Below are 18,657 nucleotides of genomic sequence, written 5' to 3'. Positions count from 1 at the left end.
CTATCCTCCTCAGAATGAGAGTCCGAGCAAGGTGCGCTTGCACTTCAGAACCTTTTCCCGTCTTTCCTTCGGAAGCGCGTCCAGCGAAAAGCGCGGCAGGTTGTCAACCGCTTCAAAGAATCCCTTGTCGCCATAGCCCAGAACAATTTTAAAACCGATGTGATCTACCGTCATATAGTGCTCGAGATGCTGCTTCAACTCAGCCTGCTGCGCTGCGTTGCCGCAGCTCTGGACATAGCACTTGCCGTCGGTAATCAGCAGAAAATCCACCGGGAATCCGGTTTTTTTGGTCATAAAAATGCAGTCGTAGAGCAAAATGCCGCGGTCTTCGATGCGCTGTGCGTAAGCATGGCGTTCCTCGGAAGGTGTCTTTGCGCGGGATGCGATAAAAGACATCACGATGGCGAGCGAAAGCGGAATGACGGCCAGAACAATGAAGACCGTGAGTATGGTACTCGGTAATTTGCTGATTCTAAGGGACAGCATGAACAAGAAGTACATCACAAGGCCGAGCAAAATACCGCTTGCCATGAGACGGAACTGGTGCCAACGTCTGTAACCATACATGCCTTTTTTCACGATTTTCATCTTGTGTTCTCCTTTGTCTGCCACAACTCTCTGTAGTCTTTAATCATAGCAAAAGCCAGTTGCATTTTTTCCGCGCGCAGCGGTTCCGAGAAGCTGTCTTCGACGGCATAGACACGCATGCCTGCGCGCTGTCCCGCCTGTATCCCTTCCGGTAAGTCTTCAAAGACAGCGCAACGAGACGGTTCCGCACCGAGGCGCTCTGCTGCCCGGAGATAGATTTCCGGATTCGGTTTTCCTTTTTCCACATCGGTGCCCACGACAATCGCATCAAAGTAGGAAGCGATTCCGTGTGCCTTAAGCACAGCGTCAACCATGGGGCGCGCATTGCTGGTTGCAATGGCGAGTTTACACTTTCTGCGCCGAAGCTCCCGCAAGAAAGGAAGGACTCCCGGTTTCAGAGGCGTATCCTTTGCGTAGCGCTCCATCGAAAGTTCTTCCCAGTCGCGCAGCATTTTTTCCTTGCTGTCCGGAATATGAAAGTGTCTCTGAAAATAGTCGGCCACTTCGCCGATGCCCATGCCGCCGAGCAGCTGGGATAAATTTTCCGGGGCTTCGATTCCGAAACGCGCCAGATAAATGCGGTCAATTTCTTTCCAATGTCCCATCGAATCCACAAGTGTACCGTCGAGATCAAAAATGACAGCGTCATACGCTTCGAAGGAAAAAGGAACCGCGGCATTGCCTGCGGACGCAAAAGCGAGAAGGCTGCTCTCTTCTGCCGGACTGAGCTTTCGAAACTCCCCTGTCTTTAGGCCGAGATCGGAAAGACGCAGCGGCCCCATCGAGAGACGGCGCAGCTTTTCGACCGGACAACCGAGGGCCGCAAACATGCGCTTGACCTCGTGAAATTTCCCTTCGAAAATGGTGAGCAGAGCCGGATTGTCGCTTGTGTCGAGTTGCCCGGGTAAAAACCGAGTTCCGTCTTCGAGCGTCATGCCGGCTGCGATTTGCGCGGCTGCATCCGGCGGGAGCGTTCCCGTGTAATGCACTTCGTACTGTTTCGGCACCCGTTTGGACGGCGCGAGTAAACGATGAACCAGTGCACCGTCGTCTGTGACGAGTAACAGTCCTTCGGTATCAATGTCGAGGCGGCCGCAGGGAGCCAGACCTTTTCGCTGTAAGCCCATATAGGAGATGACTGTTTCATGTCGCCGGTCTTCGGTTGCGCTCAGCACACCCGCCGGTTTGTTGAGGATCCAGTACTCGTTTGCGGCAAAGCAAAAAGGCGTGTCATCCAGTGAGAGCTTCATAGTTTCCGGATCCAGCTTTTCTTCCGGATTTCGCACCGGAACCTCATCTCGCTTGAAACGCCCCGCCTTTATTATCTTTTTTACCTCTGTTCTGGTTCCGACGCCGGCAGAAGCCAGCAGTTTATCTGCCCGCATCAAAGTCATCGCTGCATCCTCCATCCCGGCAGGTAGAGATTTTTGTAGCGCTGTTTATCCTGCTTGACAAAACCGAGAGGATAACCGTCGACACAGAACAAACGGAAACCGCTGCCGCTGTCCGTTGCTTCCAGCGTTTCGCCGCGGAGATAGCGGCGCACGGCGGGATCGTCCGCCGAATAGGAAATCGGATTTTCAAAGTCTTCGGCGCGCAGGTACATGGCAAGCGCCTGAGAAGGTTTAAATCTGCCGTGAGAAATCTGTCCGAGCAAGAGACCCGTCCGCAAATAGCGGAGCGGCGCCCGCAGGACAGTAGCTTCCGGCAACTGCAAAATATAGTCACCCTGCAACTTGAGGCGTGAAGGATCCGGCTTCCGGGCGGAGGCGGAAAAAAACTCGTCGAGCGACGGCTGCAACTGCCGCAGCAACTGCGTTTCTTTTTTCCCCGAAAAGACAGTATTTGCTGTGCCGATTGGCTGTGCTTCTTCGGACTTTTTGAGACGTGCGACAAAATGCCCCTCGGCCCGTGCCTTATGCGGGAACAGGCGCACGGTTCCCGGCAAAAAGGCAGAAGCTGTGAGCCCATGCGTCGCAGGAATCGGATCAACGGAAAAGTCCGGGTGGCGGTCCAGAAAGGCGGCTATCTGATTTTCATTCTCGTTGCGGTTATAGGTGCAAGTCGAATAGAGCAAAGTTCCGCCCGGACGGAGCATATCCGCCGCATCGTCGAGCAGTTTGGACTGCACGGGACAGTAAAAGTCCTTGCCGTGCTCCAACCAGGCCTTGATAACAGCCGGATGTTTCCGAAACATACCTTCGCCGGAACAGGGAGCATCCACCAGAATGCGGTCAAAAAAAAGCGGGTACTCGTTCTTTAATCTTCCGGAGTCCTCGCAGCTGATACAGCAGTTTCCGATGCCCATGAGCTCAATATTTTTGAGCAGAGCCCTGGCGCGCGAAGCGCTCAGGTCATTGGAGAGGAGGAAACCCTCCCCCTGTAAGTCATCCGCAATCTGCGTGCTCTTTCCGCCCGGTGCCGCACAGAGATCCAGAATGCGCTCACCCGGTTTCGTGCCGAGCAGCGCGGCCGAAGACATGGCGGAAGGCTCCTGCATATAGTAAAGGCCCGCATAATAATAAGGATGCGAGGTATATTCCCCGCCGGGCTCGCGGTAAAAACCGTTTTTTGTCCAGGGAACCGGCTGTAAGGCACCGAAGGTTTCCGTCAGCTTTTCGGTGCTGACCTTCAGGCGGTTGACGCGCAGTCCCGAGAGCGGCACTTCATCCATGGAAGCGAGGAAGGCTTCATACTCGACTTCGCCGAGCAAGGTACGCATTTCCTCGAGAAAAGGCCGGGGAAGTCGATCGATTTGCAAACGTATTCCTCCTATGTATAAAAAGAGTTTGCACGGAGGCAAACTCTTTTCGCTGATTACTGCTGTTGTTCTACCGCCTGCGCAGCTTCGTTGCTCGCGGCAAGTTGCTGACGGTTGGCTGCAATCTGATCAAAGCTCTGCCGGAAGGCCAGCTGCAAGGCCTGATTTCTCGCATCTGCCTCTCTGGAGGCATTCCCGATGATATTCTGGACATTCAGCAGTAACTCATCCGTATACTGAATCGAGCTGAGCCGTATGCCGTTTGCCTCTGCCTGTGCGGCATCGACAATGCTCTGGGCCTGCGCCCTTGCACTCTGCAAAATCTCATTGGCAGTTGCCGTCGCCTTCTGGACAATTTCGGACTGATTGACCAGCTGCTCTGTTTTCTTGGAAGCCTCATTGACCATGGTGTTGTAACGAGCCTGAGCATCCAGCATGATGGCATTCTGATTGCTCAGAATCTTCTTGCTCTGATCCAGCTCTTCCGGAATCGCCATGCGAAGTTCGGATAACTTCTCCTCCAACTCTTCTTTCTGGACAATAATCTTTGAGGCGGAAAAGGCCGATGGTCTGCACTCCTCAATGTAATCTTCAATCTCAGAAATCACCTGCTCTATTCTGCTCATGCCTTTGCTCCACTTCCACAATTCTGACTATGACTGTATTTTTCCATAATCTTCGCGGCGACGCGGCTGTCTACAAAGGCGCTGATATCGCCCTGATAGGCTGCAATCTCCTTGACGATGCTGGAACTCAAATAGGAATACTTTAAATTGGTTGTCAAAAATACGGTGTCAATATCGGGTGCAATCACACGATTGGTCTGCGCAATTTGCAGTTCGTACTCAAAATCGGTCACAGCCCGCAGTCCGCGCACCATCACCTGAGCACCCTTTTCATGACAGTACTTAATCGACAGTCCGTCAAAACTCTCGACTTCAATATTTTTGATACCTGCCGTTATTTCGCATAGCATTGTAACACGTTCTGCTGTCGTGAACAACGGTGATTTTGCTTTGTTATTCAGGACCGCAATAATCAAATGATCAAACATTTCGGAAGCGCGTTTGATGATGTCAAGGTGTCCGTTTGTGACCGGATCAAAGCTGCCCGGATAGACCGCAGTTGTCATGTCTCGTCATACCTTCTCTGGAGAAAGATGTGTTGATTGGTCTTGTATTCTTTCACTTTGAGAACCGAATACCCCAAAGTCTCGAAACGGGTGGGGTCCGCCTCAATATCTGTCTCGACGATGAGGAGTGTGTCCGCCTGTAATAAAGCTGTGGACAAAAGCTGCGCAAGCGCCCGGTCTTCCAGACCAAGTCCGTAAGGCGGATCCAAAAAAATCAAATCAAATGCCGCACTCTCGCGGCCTGCCAGCCTGGTAATGGCAGCGGAAGCATCGATCGTGAGCAGCTCGGCTCTGTCGTCAAGATGGGTGTGTTCCAGATTCTCACGAATGATGCGGGCAGCCTTGGGATTTTTTTCGACGATGACAGCAGCGCTTGCACCGCGAGATAAAGCCTCGATTGCAATTCCGCCGCTGCCGCCGAATAAATCCAGGAAACGTGAGCCCGGAATTTCCGCTTGGAGCATATTAAAGAGTGTTTCTTTGATGCGATCCGTCGTGGGACGAGTCTCATCACCCGGCAGAGTTTTGAGGAGCAGTCTTCTTGCATTGCCTGCGATTACTCTCATCGCTTTCCTCCGTCACCCGGTGCCGGCTGTACGGACCCTGTGCCCGGTTTTTTTTGCGGTGCGCCGGTCGAGATGCTGGGATTCGGGGAACCGCTCTCCGTCTCGCCCGGTCCTTTCTTCGCTTCGGTCGCTTTTGTCGCCGGTGCGGTGGTCGGGGCAGCGGCCGCAGAACTGTCGGATGGATTTGCCGTGGCATCCGCAGCGGAACTGCTCTCCGCCGGAGTCGGCTGCGCTTGGACAGGCTTTTTCGGCTCTGTGCCGGGCAGGGTGTAGACCAGCACAGGCGTTCCCGCCGTCACATTCTCAAAAAGCGTTTTGGCAACCGCCGGGGGCAAATTGACACAGCCGTGTGAACCGCCGGTCAGGTAGATGCTTCCGCCGAAGGCGTTTCGCCAGGGGGCGTCGTGGAAACCTTCGCCGTTATTGAACGGCATCCAGTAATCAACGGGAGCGGCATATCCCTGTCCGCGGAGCGTGGCATTGCGCTGCTTATAACTGATGGCATAGGCGCCCTGATGCGTGACCGTGCCCTTTGCCTCGTTGCCGGAAACAAAGTCGGAGGAAATCAGCTGTTTTCCGTCCTTATAGAAATAAAGGTGCTGCGCACTCAAATTGACCTCAACATAGGTAGAGCCGAAATCGGAGCCGTTGAGAGAAGCGGCCTTCTGGGAGAACTCGGGCGTGCGCTGCGTCTTGGTTCCCGACGCGATGGCCTCGCGGAGCCAACTCTTTTCGGCGTCCTGATTCACCTTCCAGCCATAGGAACCGCTTCGCACGGTGACGGTTGCCCCCCAGCTGGATTTGAGGCTTTTCGGTTTGTTATAGGTATCGTACTTGGCTGCGAGATTCTTAATGAACTCGTTCAGTTTGCTCTCATCCAGCTTGACGCCGCCCTTGCCGTCCGGTGAAATCCAGTTGTGAAGCTGTTCGCCGTTTAACACAATTCCGGAATCGCCGGCATAGGAAATATCCGTCTTTAGGTACTGATTCATCGCTGCGGCGGATTTTACGAGAGCTTCATTGTCAGCGCGAATCTCCGGTTCCGTGTAGAGCTTTTCCTGATCGAGATCAATCTCCGGCTGCAGGGTGCAGACTGCCTCCTTAATCTTCTCGGTTGCCTCTTCGGTCTTTAACTCCGTGCCCTCTTCTTCTTTGACAACGGTAAAAGGCTGCCCGCTCTGATAGCTCGAGATGTGGGCGTCGACCGGCTTTTTAAACGCCGAGGTTTGGAAGCAGGGCAGGGCATCGACCGCAGCCTGAAAGCGTGTCTCATCGAGCTTGGCCATCGTATCGAGTGTTTCCTCATGGCGAGAGAAATAACGCGGCCCCCACGAAAAAATACTCTGCTCGGAGATCAGCTTACTCAGGGTATCGCCGAAGTCATAATGCAGATCCACATCCGACGCGTGAATTTCGGCATCGGCGACCTCTCGCGCTTTGATTTTCAGACTGTAATCCGCAATACCGGCGTTCATCAGCTTCTCTGCGTCGACAGCGCTTTTGCCGGAGACATCCACACCGTTGATGACTGTGTTCGGCAGGAAGACACGGTGGTATTTCCGGCCGTAAATGGTATACGAAGCAGCGGTCACTGCGAGGAGTACCGCTGCGGTCAGCAATATTTTCTTTCCGGCGGAAGAACCGCGCTTAGGCGGCAACTCCGGATTTTCGTCACGCGAAAACGACGCAACTTTTTCCGGAACCGCTGCGCTCTCTTTCACTGTCTCATCCTCATCCGGGAGTTCTTCGGTTGCCGAAGTGTCTGCGTTTACGTCAGTGTTTACATAGAAATTATCGGCTTCGGTCTCCGGTTTCATGCCGCTCCACACGGCTTCCTTCTCTTCCGGTACACCGTCATCGGCCTTGACACGCGCTGCATGTGAAAGCGCCGCTGCCGCACTGTCGGAACTCTCCCACTGCAGGGCATCCCCGTTGTCTTCATTGACCGTGACAGGAATCGGTTCATCGTCTTCCGGAAGCACCGCATCCGGGGTATCGGGCTCTTGCACTTCCGTCTCTGTCGTGATTCGCGTTCCGGAGGCGGGCGCCTCTCCGAGATCCAAATCCTCAATCAGTGGGTCTTCGCCCGCCTTCCCCAATAATTCATTCATTCAATCTGCTCCCTATAATATAACTTTTGTATGAACTTCCGGCAGAATAAAATCCGCTTGTGCTAGCGCATCCACTGCTTCTTTTGCAAGTTGAAGCACTGAATAATCATTATAAATGTCCCCGAGACCGAATGTCAACTCTCCGCTCTGGACTGCGCCGAAAAGCTCGCCGGGGCCGCGGTGTTTCAAATCTTCCGCCGCAATTTCAAATCCGTCATTGCTACGCTGCAAGAGTGAGAGCCGCTCGGTTCCGTCCTTACTCTTTTTGCCCTGCACGAAGATACAGTAGGCCTGGTCCTTTCCTCTGCCGACGCGGCCTCTAAGTTGATGGAGGGTTGCCAGGCCGAAGCGCTCCGCATTTTCAACCATCATAACCGTTGCATTCGGGACATCGACCCCGACTTCAATCACAGTCGTCGCAACCAGTACGGAGATCTCACCGCGCGCAAAGCGCTCCATAACAGCTTGCTTCTCGGCCTCTTTCATGCGCCCGTGCAGAGCGCCCACGGTAATTTCACCGTGAAAACTTTTGCGGAGTGCCGCACTGTACTCTTCTACATTTTCCAAATCCGTCATGGGGTTCGGTTCAACCTGTGGGCAGACAATATAGGCCTGGTGCCCGGCGGCGATTTCCCGTTTGATGTGCAGCAGTGCCTTCGGTCTGTCCTTTTTTTCAATGACGGCGTTTTTAATCGGGTTGCGCCCGGCGGGACGCGCGTCAATCACAGAGTTGTCGAGATCCCCGTAGAGAATCACAGCGAGTGTTCGCGGAATCGGTGTTGCGCTCATCACCAGTACATGCGGCAACTGTCCTTTGGAAGCCAGCTTTTCGCGCTGCAATACGCCGAAGCGGTGTTGTTCATCCGTCACAACCAGTGCAAGTGCCGAAAAAACGACAGTCTCTTCCAGCAAGGCGTGCGTTCCGATTAAAAGATCGATTTCTCCGCGCTTCAGCTGTTCCAGAAGCACCCGGCGTTCCCGCATGCGCGTGGAACCGGTCAGCAGACCGAGACGCAGGGAGGGCTCAGCCTTGGCAAACAGGATGCAAAGCGTTTCATAGTGCTGACGTGCCAGGACTTCTGTCGGCACCATGAGCGCCCCCTGATAACCGGCGCGGCACACCGCAAACAGGGCGGCGGCGGCGACAGCGGTTTTGCCGGAGCCTACATCTCCCTGTACCAGACGGTTCATCACAGTCCCCGAAGCAAAATCTCGGCAAAAATCATCGCATACTTTTTGCTGGGCAGCTGTCAGGGAAAAGGGCAGATACCGTTGGAATTCGACCAGAGATGCGCGCGCATCAAACGTATAGAAGGATTTTTCTTTGCGCAGCGTCTCCTTCAGACGACGCACGGCATAGAGAAAGCGAAAAAAGCCGTCAAATACGATGCGCTTTCTGGCAGCGGCGAAGTTTTCCATGTCGCGCGGCGCATGAATTTCCCGCACTGCCGTATCTTCCGGGAGAAGGCCGTAACGTTCCCGAAGGGACGGCGGCAGCCAGTCCGAAATCGGCGGTGTTATAGAAAGAGCCTGTTCCATCAAAGCCCCAAAGGTTTTCTCGCTGATTCCTTTTGGCAGTGCGTACTGGGGAACGGGGCGATGCAGCAATTTTTCGTATTGCTCTCTTGTGAAGAGTTGCGGTTGCTGTAAATGCAGGCGATTTCCGTTCGGTTGAATTTTTCCGAAGAGTATGGTGCGCCTGCCCGGTCGAAGCGTTTCGCGCAAATAGGGCATATGAAACCAGGTTGCGGAGAGCTCTCCCGAACCGTCGCTAAATGTGCCTGTACAGAGCTGCATGCCGCGTCCGCTGCGTCGCACCAGTTCCCGGACCGGCTCCGCACAGACGGCCACCGGCGTGCCTGCGTCGTCCGCGCTGAGCGCGCCGATTTCCGTGAGTTCCGGATATGTGACAAAACGCAGCGGATAGTGAGCGAATAAATCCGCGAGCGTTTCAATGCCCATGCGTTGCAGCAGGGTCTCGGTTTTCGGACCGACGCCGCGCAATACAGACACGCGCTGCGTTGATCCTGTCCTTTGTTCCGGCATAGATGTTCCTCTCTTTGATGCGAAAAAAGGACTTCCCATCGGGAAATCCTTTTCAAAACAGACTGTATGCGATGGCTCACTCCGCAGAGATGAAATAATAGTAGACAGGCTGGCCGCCGTAGTTTAACTCTACTTCGCAGTCTTCAAAACGCGCTTCCGCGAGCTCTTTGACGAGTTTCGCATTCTGCTCGGAGACATCACTGCCGTAGTAGAGGGTGACAAGTTCTTTGCCGTCGGCCGTGAGCTTTTCAATCGCATTCAGCACAGCGTCTTCGACCTTCTTTTCAACGGTCAGCATACCGTTTTGTCCGATGGCCATGAAATCACCGGCGTGAATTTCAAAATCGTCCATCGTGGTGTCGCGCACCGCATAAGTGACTTCTGCCGTCGCGAGATGTCGAATGGCCTCCTGCATCGCGGCCAGATTCTCCTCCGGACTGCTCTCCGGGAGGAAACTTACCATTGCGGTGATGCCCTCCGGAATATTGCGGGTCGGTACCACCACGACATTCTTCCCTTTGGTCAAATCGCGCGCCTGCTGCGCCGCGAGAATGATGTTTTTGTTGTTCGGGAGAATGAAAATCGTGTCCGCGTTGATTGCTGTGATGGCGTTCAGAATGTCTTCGGTGCTGGGATTCATCGTCTGACCGCCGGAAATTAACTGATCTACGCCGATTTCCTTGAAAATTCGGTCCAGACCGTCTCCCACGGAGACACTCAGGAAACCGTAGGGTTTCTTTTCTGCCGACGCTGCCTGTTTGCGCTTCTCTTCCGCCGCAAGCTGCGAGGCGTTGCGAATCAGGCGTTCATTGTGCTCCTCGCGCATATTGTCGATTTTCATGCGGGAAAGAGATCCCATGCTGAGTCCCTTTTGAATTGCAAGTCCGGGATCGTTTGTGTGGACGTGCACCTTCACCATATCTTCCGAGGCGACGCAGACAATCGAATCGCCGATGGATTCCAGAAAAGACTTAAATGCCTGTTCCTCGTCATCGGAGAGCGGATGTTCCAGATTGACAATGAACTCCGTACAATAACCGAAACGGATCTCGGAGGTATCCAGATGAGAGGTGTCAATCGGATGCGCCTCTCTGCTCTCGCTTGCCTGTGCGGCATCGAAATTCTCAAGGAAAACTTCTCCGATTTCTCCGCTTAGCGCCTGAAACGCACCGTGCATGACCGTCATGAGCCCCTGACCGCCGGAGTCCACAACACCTGCCTGTTTTAAGACAGGCAGTAATTCCGGCGTCTGCTCTAGGGCGGCATCACCGGCGGCAATGATATCTTTCGCAAAGGCGATGATATCCGTTGCACCGTTTTGCAACTCTTCCGCTTTGTCACTCATGGCGCGCGCCACAGTGAGGATGGTGCCCTCCTTCGGCTTCATAACCGCCTTATACGCGGTCTCCGTTGCCCGGACAAAAGCAGCCGCAAGCTGGGGGATCTCTACGGTACTCTTCTCCGCCGCAGCCAACTCGCGGGTGAATCCGCGAAACAACTGCGAGAGAATGACACCCGAATTACCGCGCGCGCCGCGGAGAGAACCGGAGGCGATTGCCTTGCACAGCACTTTCATATCGTCCGTCTCGAGCGCTGCGACTTCCTTGGCGGCCGACATCATCGTCATGGTCATGTTGGTGCCTGTGTCGCCATCCGGAACCGGAAATACATTCAGTTCATTAATCCATTCTTTTTTGGATGCAAGCTCGTTGGCAGCGGCCAAAAAGCACTTGCGAATCACAAAGGCATTCAACTCGTGAATTTCCAAAGCTCAAACTCCTCCCGTGTCAGTCGATGGATCTGACGTCCTCTACGTAGATTTTAATTTTCTCAATTTCCATACCGGTAAATGCCTCCACCCGGTACTTTACATTTTCAATCAGATTGTCGGAAACTGCATTGATATTGACACCGTAGGCGACAATCAGGTGAAATGCAATCCGGAGCTTGTTCTCCGGGGTGATCAGGACCTGGATGCCCTGTCCGAGCTTATTTCTGCCCAACAGGCGAACCAGTCCGTCTGTCATGTTGACAGATGCCATGCCGACAATGCCGAAGCATTCCACGGCAACGGACCCCGCATAGGCAGCAATCACTTCAGGTCTCACTTCAATCTGTCCCAGTTCATTGTTCAGTCGTCCCTTGACCATATGATTTCCTTCCTTGCGCGCAGTTGCCTGCGCTGCCTTCTATGCACGCATCGGTTTCACGAAAAGTATACCTTATTTGGGCGTGAAAAGGAAGTCTGAAGAATTTACTTGCATTCATTATGCTGTTCTGTTAGAATGAGGAACGATATGGGCTTTGCGACCACAAAACCCAAAGAAGATAGGAGGTGTTACCATGGCAAAGTGTGCTATTTGCGAAAAGGCCGCTCACTTCGGAAATAACGTGAGCCATTCTCATAGAAGAAGCAATCGCATCTGGAAGGCAAACGTCAAGTCCGTTAAGGTCAAGACGGAAGGTGGCGTGCGGAAGATGTATATTTGCACTTCCTGCCTTCGCTCGAACTTCGTTGAGAGAGCATAATTTTTCGTGATGATTAAAAAACCGCCCGGTTACCCGGGCGGTTTTTTAATGCGCTTCGCTCTCTTCTTCCGCAAAAACTTGTGTAGCCCGCTCCGTTGCCTCCGGAGAAATCTTGGAATTTGCGGTAAAGCGGTTGATGACATCCGGCACCAAATCCATGACGCGTGTCACAGCATCCTGGTTTTTCACATTGATCAATCTGGTGGCGCCGTTCTGAATAATCAGCACCGCGGCCGGAGAAATTTTGGTGCTCATGCCGCCGGCACCGTTGCCGTCACTGCTCTTCTTGCCGCTGAATGCACCGGTCGCCATGCCGCAAGAGACATCTACCAGCGGTATGATGATGGCGTCTCCCGCCTGTTGCGGTGCACCGACGACTGTCTTCGTTGAGACAAATGCGTTCATCCCCCGGAACAAAGCCTCTGCCTGTTCCGCAAACTGATTGTCAGCCATGTGTGTCCTCCCTATTCTTTCTCTTGTTCTTTCCGCGTAGATGCCGGTAGACAAAGCGGAAATCCGGATGAAACCAAAGTTGTGCCGCACCGAATAAAAATACAAAAAGCTGTATTCGCCCGCGGAAGGCAAGATTTCCCGAGAGCTCTTCGCGGTCGAACAGCGGCTCTATTTCCAGGTTATCCCGGTACAGTGGCAGTAACATGGCCGCCAGTGCGGCCCCTTGTCCTGTCAGAGCGGGGTCTGCAAAGCCGAAACGAAGTGCGCCGGACATGCGCCGCGGTAAAAGTTCCCGCAAAAAGCGGAATACTTTTCGCTTCAGGAATCGCAGGAAACGCTGTGTTCTCTCATCCTGAAAGAAGTCAAACCGGGTCTCGGCCGACCGGATAAAATCCTGTAACTTTCGGGTGCCTGCCGAAATCTGGTCTCGCTGCTTCCGGAAGCGACGGCGACTTCGGCCGCGACATCGCATCGCGCGCTGTTCTTCTTCTGGGACGTTTCGGCGCCGCTTGTCTTCTCTCTGCGGAGGTATTCCCTTTCTGTTCGAAACAGGCTCCGTCACTTCGAAATGTTCCGACGAAATCTCCGCCTGCTCGGTAATTGCCTTTTGCTGTTCGACAACTGCCGTTTCTGCTGTATCCGGTTCGAAATCCTCCGAAGCCATAGACTCCGGATAGTCGAAATCATTCTCTTCCGCCGCGTCCGCTGTATCTTCTGTTTCATCGCTGTGATAGACACGGAAACCCAGAACAAAAAATTCCGCTTTTTTTTCCGCCGCATACGAGAGACTGAAGCGAAGCAGAGAAAATAACCAGGAGACCGAAAAACAACCCGAGAGCTGTTTCTCTTCCCGCGCACCGCTGCCTCGATAACGGAACGGAACAAAAAGCAGAAGCAACAAAAGAAACAACAATAGACCGATCAAGAACAGGAGGAGAAACAGTATTCCTTTAAGTATCGCTGGTATCAAAGCTGGCATCGATATTCACCGTTCCGTTTCTCGCGTACAGCTCTGTAATAATGGTCTGTGCAACTTGAAAGGCCTCTTTCTTTCCGATGGCTATGCCGATGAGCAGCGGATTATCGCGCTGTACCGCCTCACTTCGAAAGTCACGCACGGCATAAATATCTATCAGCTCCTCTTTTGCGGCCGCTCTGGTCAGAACATAGACGAAAGGGAGCGGCCCGCCGTGTTGCAGTTTGCGGAGAATTTCCGCGCGTTTCGGAGCGGCATACTGTCCCGCATAAAGCTGTCTGGAAATGCGCATACCGCTCAGGCCTTGGTGTTTTCGAGGATAGTTGCGCGGAGCAGACGCAGAGCGCTCTGCACAGCTTGGGTTCGCACTGCGGTGCGATCTCCCTGAAAGCGATGCTCTTCCACGGTCACGCGGTCATTCATGTAGCAACCGATGAACACAAGGCCGACCGGCTTCTCATCATCGCCGCCGTCCGGCCCGGCAATGCCGGTAATCGAAACCGCGATGTCCGCACTCGCGGCGAAAACAGCGCCGATGGCCATTTCCCGTGCGGTCTGTGTGCTCACGGCGCCGTATTTTTTCAGTGTTGTTTTACTGACATTCAAGAGGCGACGCTTCGCTTTGTTTGAATAGGTGATGTAGCCTTCCTGAAACACTTCCGAGACACCCGGAATATCCACCAATTTTGCGGACAGCATCCCGCCGGTACAAGACTCTGCCGTCGTGACAGTCAATCGGTTCTTTTGCAGTAACGCCACGCAGGCATCCGCAAGGCGATTCAAATCCGCAGTGCTTCCGGAATCATAGAGTTCCATGCTCATCCTTCCTGAAGAACCTCACGGTTCCTCCATATATAATCCACAAGAGAAATGACGGTGAGTGCCAACATCAGCCACATGAAAACAACGGTGAGAATGCTGAGAATCCCTCTGTTACTCTGTATCAGCATCAACACAATAAAAATCATCTGACATACGGTTTTTAATTTGCCCCAGATGCCCGCAGCGATGACAATACCACGCTCCGCTGCCACGAGACGAAAGCCGCTGATGATGAACTCACGCGCAATGACCGCCAGCGTAATCCAGGGATTGAGGTCCTGCAGCGCCACAAAACAGATGAGCGCCGAGCAGACGAGTAACTTGTCGGCAAGCGGATCCATGAATTTCCCGAAATTGGTGATGAGATGATACTTTCTTGCGATATAGCCGTCCAGAAAGTCGGTAAAACTTGCTATCAGAAACAGGGCGAGCGAAAGCCAGCGGGCTAACGAATCGGTCCCGTCCCGGTAGAGCAGGGCGGCCACAAAAAAGGGAACCATTATGATACGCAACAGAGTCAGTTTATTCGGCAGAGTCATCTTCATAGAGCACTCCTTTTAAGTCATACTCAGATGCTTCGGTCACCAGGACAGGGACCATACTTCCTGACATCAGTTCAATTCCGTTTCCCGGGAAAAAGAGATAGCCGTCCACATCGGGGGCATCCATATAAGTGCGTCCGATATTGACATCGTCCTCCGGGAGATAGCCTTCGACAAAGACATCGAGCACAGTGCCGACCTTGTGCTGCAGATTATCGCGGGAAATCCGCTGTTGCAGTTCCATAATCTCATTTCGACGCGCTTCCTTGATTTCTTCCGGCACCTGATCCGGGAAGGCTGCGGCAGGCGTGTCTTCCTCCTGCGAGTACGGAAACACGCCGAGGCGATCAAAATGAATCCGCTCCACAAAATCAAGGACACAGTCCTGGTCTTCTTCGGTTTCCCCCGGGAACCCGCTGATCAGCGTGGTGCGGAGCGCAATGTCCGGCATGGCGGCACGCAGTTTGCCGATGATTTCTTCGAGATCTCTGCGAGAGGTTCTACGCCCCATGCGCTTTAAAATCGGATTGCTTGCGTGCTGAATGGGTAAATCCAGGTAGTGACAGATCTTCTTCTCTTCCGCCATGACCTGAATCAGTTCGTCCGTGATTTCCTCCGGATAGCAGTAGAGAATTCGTATCCACCGAAGGTCTTCAATTAGACATAAACGGCGCAGCAGCTCCGGCAAACGCTTTTCGCCGTAGAGATCCATGCCGTAGCGCGTGGTCTCCTGTGCGACAAGAATCAGCTCTTTTACGCCCTCTTCCGCCATGCGAGCGGCCTCCTTGACCAGAGCCTCCATCGGATAGCTGCGATAAGCGCCGCGCAGGGAAGGAATAATACAGTAGGTACAATGCTTGTCACAGCCCTCGGCAATCTTCAGATAGCCGTAAGCAGCCAGAGAAGTCCGGACGCGTCTTGCCTCCGTGCCGATGACGGGTAAGCGGTTTAAGTCCTCAAATTCCGTGACTTTCTCGCCCGCCAGGACGCGCTCCAGCACCGCACTGATTTTATCATAGGCGGAAGTGCCGACAACCGCATCGATTTCGGGAATTTCACGCAGCACTTCATCTTTATAGCGCTCTGCCATACAGCCTGCCATAATCAGCGCTTTCAGCTGTCCCTCTTCTTTATAGCGCGCCGCAGTCAGCATGGTCTGAATACTCTCATCTTTGGCGTCCAGAATAAACGCGCAGGTATTCACAATAATAACATCTGCTTCCGCCTGCTCGTCTGTCAGCGAGACATCGTCCCGCCTCAGATAACCGAGCATCATCTCCGAGTCCACGAGATTCTTATCGCAGCCCAGAGAGATCATGCATATCTTCATTCTTCGTCCTGTTTCTGCTCTTCTGTCGTCTCTTCGGTCTCATCCTCCGAGACAATCTTTACCTTACCCTTGTGAAGCTCCTCAATCGCGACGGAGAGAGGCTTTTTCTTGAAATCCGGAACCTCTGCAATCTCCCCGGCAATCAGCTGTCTCGCGCGCTTTGCGGTCGCAATGACAATCGAATAGCGACTCTGCACAACCGGCTGCTCACCCGGTTCCACCTCGCTGTTGACGGCATCGATGATTTCTGTATAAGACGGATGTAACATTTATTTTTCCTCCTTTAAGTAAAAGCGGTTCAAAGCAGCTCGAATTTCCTCTGCGAATGCGCGATGACGGCGCATGCTGAGGTGTTGACTCTCCAGGAGTGCGCGCAGACGCGCTACGGTCTCGCTGAGATCATCGTTGACCAGAAGGTAATCATAATCCGGCATCCAGCGGCTCTCCTCGGCTGCCCGTTTCAGACGGGCGAGAACCTGCTCGCGGCTCTCCGTGCCGCGCCCCGTGAGACGCTGTTCCAGTGTCTCGGCATCCGGCGGCGCAACAAAGACAAACACCGCCTCCGGAAAGATATCTTTGACTTTCAGTGCGCCCTGAATTTCAATTTCCAGAATCACATCATTGCCGGCTGTCAGCATTTCTTCGACATAATCTCTGGGTGTGCCGTAATAATTTCCGACATAGGATGCATATTCAATGAGTTTATGTCCGGCAATCATCTCTTCAAAGCGCTCGCGGCTCACAAAAAAGTAATCTTTTCCGTCCTCCTCGCCCGCGCGCGGTGCTCTGGTGGTCGCGGATACCGAGAGACGATAATTGGGATACTGGCGCAACAATTCCCGAATCAAAGTGCCTTTGCCGGCGCCGGAAAACCCCGATACAACGACAAGCAGACCTCGCTTATTTTTCTCAGTCACAGCATTTCCTTCCATTTTGCCTTTTATGTGATAATCAGTTTATTATACGTCTCTCAAAAGAACAAGTCAAACCTTGCCACGCTGGGACAGCACTGATAAAATAAGTATAGATAGTATTACTGAAAATAATTCTATATCTATAGCACATTTACAAGTCCATACGGTTGCACCTTCGGCTTCATCCCAGTCTTCAAATTTCGATTGTCTTCTCTTCTCACCGAAAATGTCATCTGTACCTCTTCTCGTCTTAAATCTATTCCCGGATTCGTTTCCCTTCCCCTTTCAATCCCATAGGAGTACATAATGTTAAAGAAAATTTACGGCGCAGCCCTGATTGGCACCAAAGGTGTTCTTGTCCGATGTGAGGCAGATGTCGAACAAGGCTTTCCGACCATTACTTTCATCGGTTCGCTTGCAGCTTCTGTCCGGGAGGCAGCCGATCGTGTTCGCACGGCACTCGGGAACAGCGGCTTTCATCTGGAGCCTCGCCGCGTGACGTTGAATCTGAGTCCCGCAGAGCTTCGCAAAGAAGGCTGTGCCTATGATCTTCCGATTGCCGTCTCTCTTCTGGCGGCCTATGGAGAACTGCCGGAAAACCTGCTCACCGATACATTGTTTGCCGGAGAACTCTCGCTGAGCGGTGAAATTCTTCCCGTGCGCGGTGTGCTCTCAATGGTGCGCTGTGCCGCTGCTGCCGGTTTGAAGCGCTGTTTTTTGCCGCTTGAGAATTTGCGGGAAGGCAGTGTCATCGGCGGAATCGATTGCTACGGTGTGTCGACGCTCGCAGAACTCTCGGTCTTGCTCCGGGGACGAACGCCCTTGCCCGAACCGGCTGTCTTTTCGGAAGAAAGCCTTCCTCTCGAAGAGACGCCTGACTTTTCGGATCTCGCGGGACAGGAGCTTGTCAAGCGGGCCACTTTGCTTGCGGCAGGCGGTCGCCACAACATTTTATACATCGGGCCTGCCGGCACAGGCAAGAGTATGATTGCTTCACGTCTGCCCTATATTCTTCCCGCAATGAGTCGGGAAGAGCGGCTCAGTGTTTCCGAAATATACAGCATCAGCGGTCTTCTGCCACCCGACAGACCGTTAATGACAAAGCGCCCTTACCGCTCGCCGCATCACACTGTGACAGGGCTTGCGTTGTCCGGTGGCGGGCAGAAACCACGTCCGGGAGAAATCAGCCTTGCCCATGAGGGTGTTCTGTTTCTCGATGAGCTTCCGGAATACCATGCGGCGACACTTGAGGTGTTGCGGCAGCCCTTGGAAGAGCATCTCGTACACATCGCGCGTGTCAGCGGAAATTATACCTTTCCTGCGAATTTTCAGCTGGTCTGTGCGATGAATCCCTGTAAATGCGGCTTCTGGCCGGACCGGAATCGCTGCCGCTGCACGGAATCTCAGGTCAGAACGTATCTGAGTCACATTTCAAAGCCGCTCCTTGACCGCATTGACCTCTGTGCGGAGACGGAGGCTGTTCCCTTCGCCGCGCTACAACAAAAGAAACGCCCCAAAGAAAACCCCGTCATGCAGCGAGCCGTGGAGCGCGTTCGCAATATTCAGGAGCGTCGCTTCCAGGGAAGCGGCATTCACTTTAACGCCGAGATGTCACCCGCGCAAATCGAAGCCTATTGTTCTCTCTGCCCGGAAGACTCGGCCTTTCTGGAATCGCTCTACAACACGGGAGCAATGTCGGCGCGCGCGCTCCACAAACTTCTGAAAGTTGCGAGAACAGCAGCCGATTTCGATGGATCTGCCGAAATTCAGCGCGCACATCTCGCCGAGGCGCTCGCCTATCGCTCGCCGGAAGAAAAATACTGGGGAAGTATCTCTAAATTGGCGCGTCAGTCGATTCGATATCCGCATACAAGGAGGCAGCACTGA

General features: G+C 53.4%; 20 protein-coding genes. 2 read left to right on the top strand and 18 right to left on the bottom strand.

The window, feature by feature from the left end:
* Positions 1–9: 9 nt before the first annotated feature.
* From HMPREF9623_RS01500 to HMPREF9623_RS01450, 10 genes are all read right to left on the bottom strand, one after another.
* The gene (locus HMPREF9623_RS01500) at positions 10–588 is read right to left on the bottom strand and encodes a hypothetical protein (protein ID WP_009532121.1); all 579 of its coding nucleotides are present in this window, start codon (positions 586–588) and stop codon (positions 10–12) included.
* Positions 585–1,982, bottom strand: coding sequence for a pseudouridine synthase (locus HMPREF9623_RS11080; protein ID WP_009532120.1), 1,398 nt, complete (start codon positions 1,980–1,982; stop codon positions 585–587). Before HMPREF9623_RS11080 ends, HMPREF9623_RS01500 begins: the two co-directional genes overlap by 4 nt.
* A complete protein-coding gene (locus tag HMPREF9623_RS01485; RefSeq protein WP_009532119.1) occupies positions 1,979–3,349 on the bottom strand; it encodes an RsmB/NOP family class I SAM-dependent RNA methyltransferase in 1,371 nt (456 codons plus the stop codon). Before HMPREF9623_RS01485 ends, HMPREF9623_RS11080 begins: the two co-directional genes overlap by 4 nt.
* A 56-nt stretch (positions 3,350–3,405) precedes the next feature.
* Positions 3,406–3,975, bottom strand: a complete 570-nt coding sequence (locus HMPREF9623_RS01480; RefSeq protein ID WP_009532118.1) for a hypothetical protein — start codon at positions 3,973–3,975, stop codon at positions 3,406–3,408.
* Complete coding sequence (gene coaD / locus HMPREF9623_RS01475; protein WP_009532117.1) at positions 3,972–4,481, bottom strand: pantetheine-phosphate adenylyltransferase; 510 nt, start codon at positions 4,479–4,481, stop codon at positions 3,972–3,974. Before coaD ends, HMPREF9623_RS01480 begins: the two co-directional genes overlap by 4 nt.
* Positions 4,478–5,047 carry a 16S rRNA (guanine(966)-N(2))-methyltransferase RsmD gene (gene rsmD, locus HMPREF9623_RS01470; RefSeq protein ID WP_009532116.1) on the bottom strand — a complete coding sequence of 190 codons (570 nt, stop codon included), beginning with the start codon at positions 5,045–5,047 and terminating at the stop codon, positions 4,478–4,480. Before rsmD ends, coaD begins: the two co-directional genes overlap by 4 nt.
* On the bottom strand, positions 5,044–7,158 hold the full coding sequence (locus HMPREF9623_RS01465; protein ID WP_009532115.1) for a L,D-transpeptidase family protein: 2,115 nt from the start codon (positions 7,156–7,158) through the stop codon (positions 5,044–5,046). Before HMPREF9623_RS01465 ends, rsmD begins: the two co-directional genes overlap by 4 nt.
* A 12-nt stretch (positions 7,159–7,170) precedes the next feature.
* Positions 7,171–9,204: an ATP-dependent DNA helicase RecG gene (gene recG, locus HMPREF9623_RS01460; RefSeq protein WP_009532114.1), complete on the bottom strand. Its 2,034-nt coding sequence runs from the start codon at positions 9,202–9,204 to the stop codon at positions 7,171–7,173.
* A gap of 76 nt (positions 9,205–9,280) precedes the next feature.
* On the bottom strand, positions 9,281–10,972 hold the full coding sequence (locus HMPREF9623_RS01455) for a DAK2 domain-containing protein (protein ID WP_009532113.1): 1,692 nt from the start codon (positions 10,970–10,972) through the stop codon (positions 9,281–9,283).
* Between the two features lie 19 nt (positions 10,973–10,991).
* The gene (locus HMPREF9623_RS01450) at positions 10,992–11,354 is read right to left on the bottom strand and encodes an Asp23/Gls24 family envelope stress response protein (protein WP_009532112.1); all 363 of its coding nucleotides are present in this window, start codon (positions 11,352–11,354) and stop codon (positions 10,992–10,994) included.
* A 193-nt stretch (positions 11,355–11,547) separates the two neighbouring features.
* Here HMPREF9623_RS01450 and rpmB point away from each other — a divergent pair, with 193 nt between their 5' ends.
* The gene (gene rpmB / locus HMPREF9623_RS01445; protein WP_009532111.1) at positions 11,548–11,733 is read left to right on the top strand and encodes a 50S ribosomal protein L28; all 186 of its coding nucleotides are present in this window, start codon (positions 11,548–11,550) and stop codon (positions 11,731–11,733) included.
* Between the two features lie 45 nt (positions 11,734–11,778).
* Here rpmB and HMPREF9623_RS01440 read toward each other — a convergent pair whose 3' ends face one another.
* From HMPREF9623_RS01440 to gmk, 8 genes are read right to left on the bottom strand one after another with little or no spacing between them, the layout of a single operon-like run.
* On the bottom strand, positions 11,779–12,186 hold the full coding sequence (locus HMPREF9623_RS01440; protein ID WP_009532110.1) for a GerW family sporulation protein: 408 nt from the start codon (positions 12,184–12,186) through the stop codon (positions 11,779–11,781).
* Positions 12,179–13,087, bottom strand: coding sequence for a hypothetical protein (locus tag HMPREF9623_RS01435; RefSeq protein WP_195891201.1), 909 nt, complete (start codon positions 13,085–13,087; stop codon positions 12,179–12,181). The genes HMPREF9623_RS01440 and HMPREF9623_RS01435 overlap by 8 nt, the downstream gene beginning before the upstream one ends.
* A gap of 49 nt (positions 13,088–13,136) precedes the next feature.
* On the bottom strand, positions 13,137–13,454 hold the full coding sequence (locus HMPREF9623_RS01430) for a hypothetical protein (RefSeq protein ID WP_009532108.1): 318 nt from the start codon (positions 13,452–13,454) through the stop codon (positions 13,137–13,139).
* Between the two features lie 5 nt (positions 13,455–13,459).
* A complete protein-coding gene (locus HMPREF9623_RS01425) occupies positions 13,460–13,978 on the bottom strand; it encodes a CinA family protein (RefSeq protein WP_009532107.1) in 519 nt (172 codons plus the stop codon).
* A 2-nt stretch (positions 13,979–13,980) separates the two neighbouring features.
* On the bottom strand, positions 13,981–14,523 hold the full coding sequence (gene pgsA / locus HMPREF9623_RS01420; protein ID WP_040799310.1) for a CDP-diacylglycerol--glycerol-3-phosphate 3-phosphatidyltransferase: 543 nt from the start codon (positions 14,521–14,523) through the stop codon (positions 13,981–13,983).
* Positions 14,507–15,856, bottom strand: coding sequence for a 30S ribosomal protein S12 methylthiotransferase RimO (gene rimO, locus HMPREF9623_RS01415; RefSeq protein ID WP_009532105.1), 1,350 nt, complete (start codon positions 15,854–15,856; stop codon positions 14,507–14,509). The genes pgsA and rimO overlap by 17 nt, the downstream gene beginning before the upstream one ends.
* Positions 15,853–16,125, bottom strand: a complete 273-nt coding sequence (gene rpoZ / locus HMPREF9623_RS01410; protein WP_009532104.1) for a DNA-directed RNA polymerase subunit omega — start codon at positions 16,123–16,125, stop codon at positions 15,853–15,855. Before rpoZ ends, rimO begins: the two co-directional genes overlap by 4 nt.
* The gene (gmk, locus tag HMPREF9623_RS01405; RefSeq protein ID WP_040799159.1) at positions 16,126–16,788 is read right to left on the bottom strand and encodes a guanylate kinase; all 663 of its coding nucleotides are present in this window, start codon (positions 16,786–16,788) and stop codon (positions 16,126–16,128) included. It lies immediately after the preceding gene.
* 288 nt (positions 16,789–17,076) lie between these two features.
* Here gmk and HMPREF9623_RS01400 point away from each other — a divergent pair, with 288 nt between their 5' ends.
* Entirely contained in the window at positions 17,077–18,657 is a 1,581-nt protein-coding gene (locus tag HMPREF9623_RS01400; RefSeq protein WP_009532102.1) for a YifB family Mg chelatase-like AAA ATPase, read from the top strand.

It is taken from the genome of Stomatobaculum longum (assembly GCA_000242235.1).
GTDB lineage: Bacteria > Bacillota > Clostridia > Lachnospirales > Lachnospiraceae > Moryella > Moryella longum.
The sequence above is the reverse complement of the archived record's forward strand: the minus strand, read 5'-3'. Positions and strand labels throughout refer to the sequence as shown.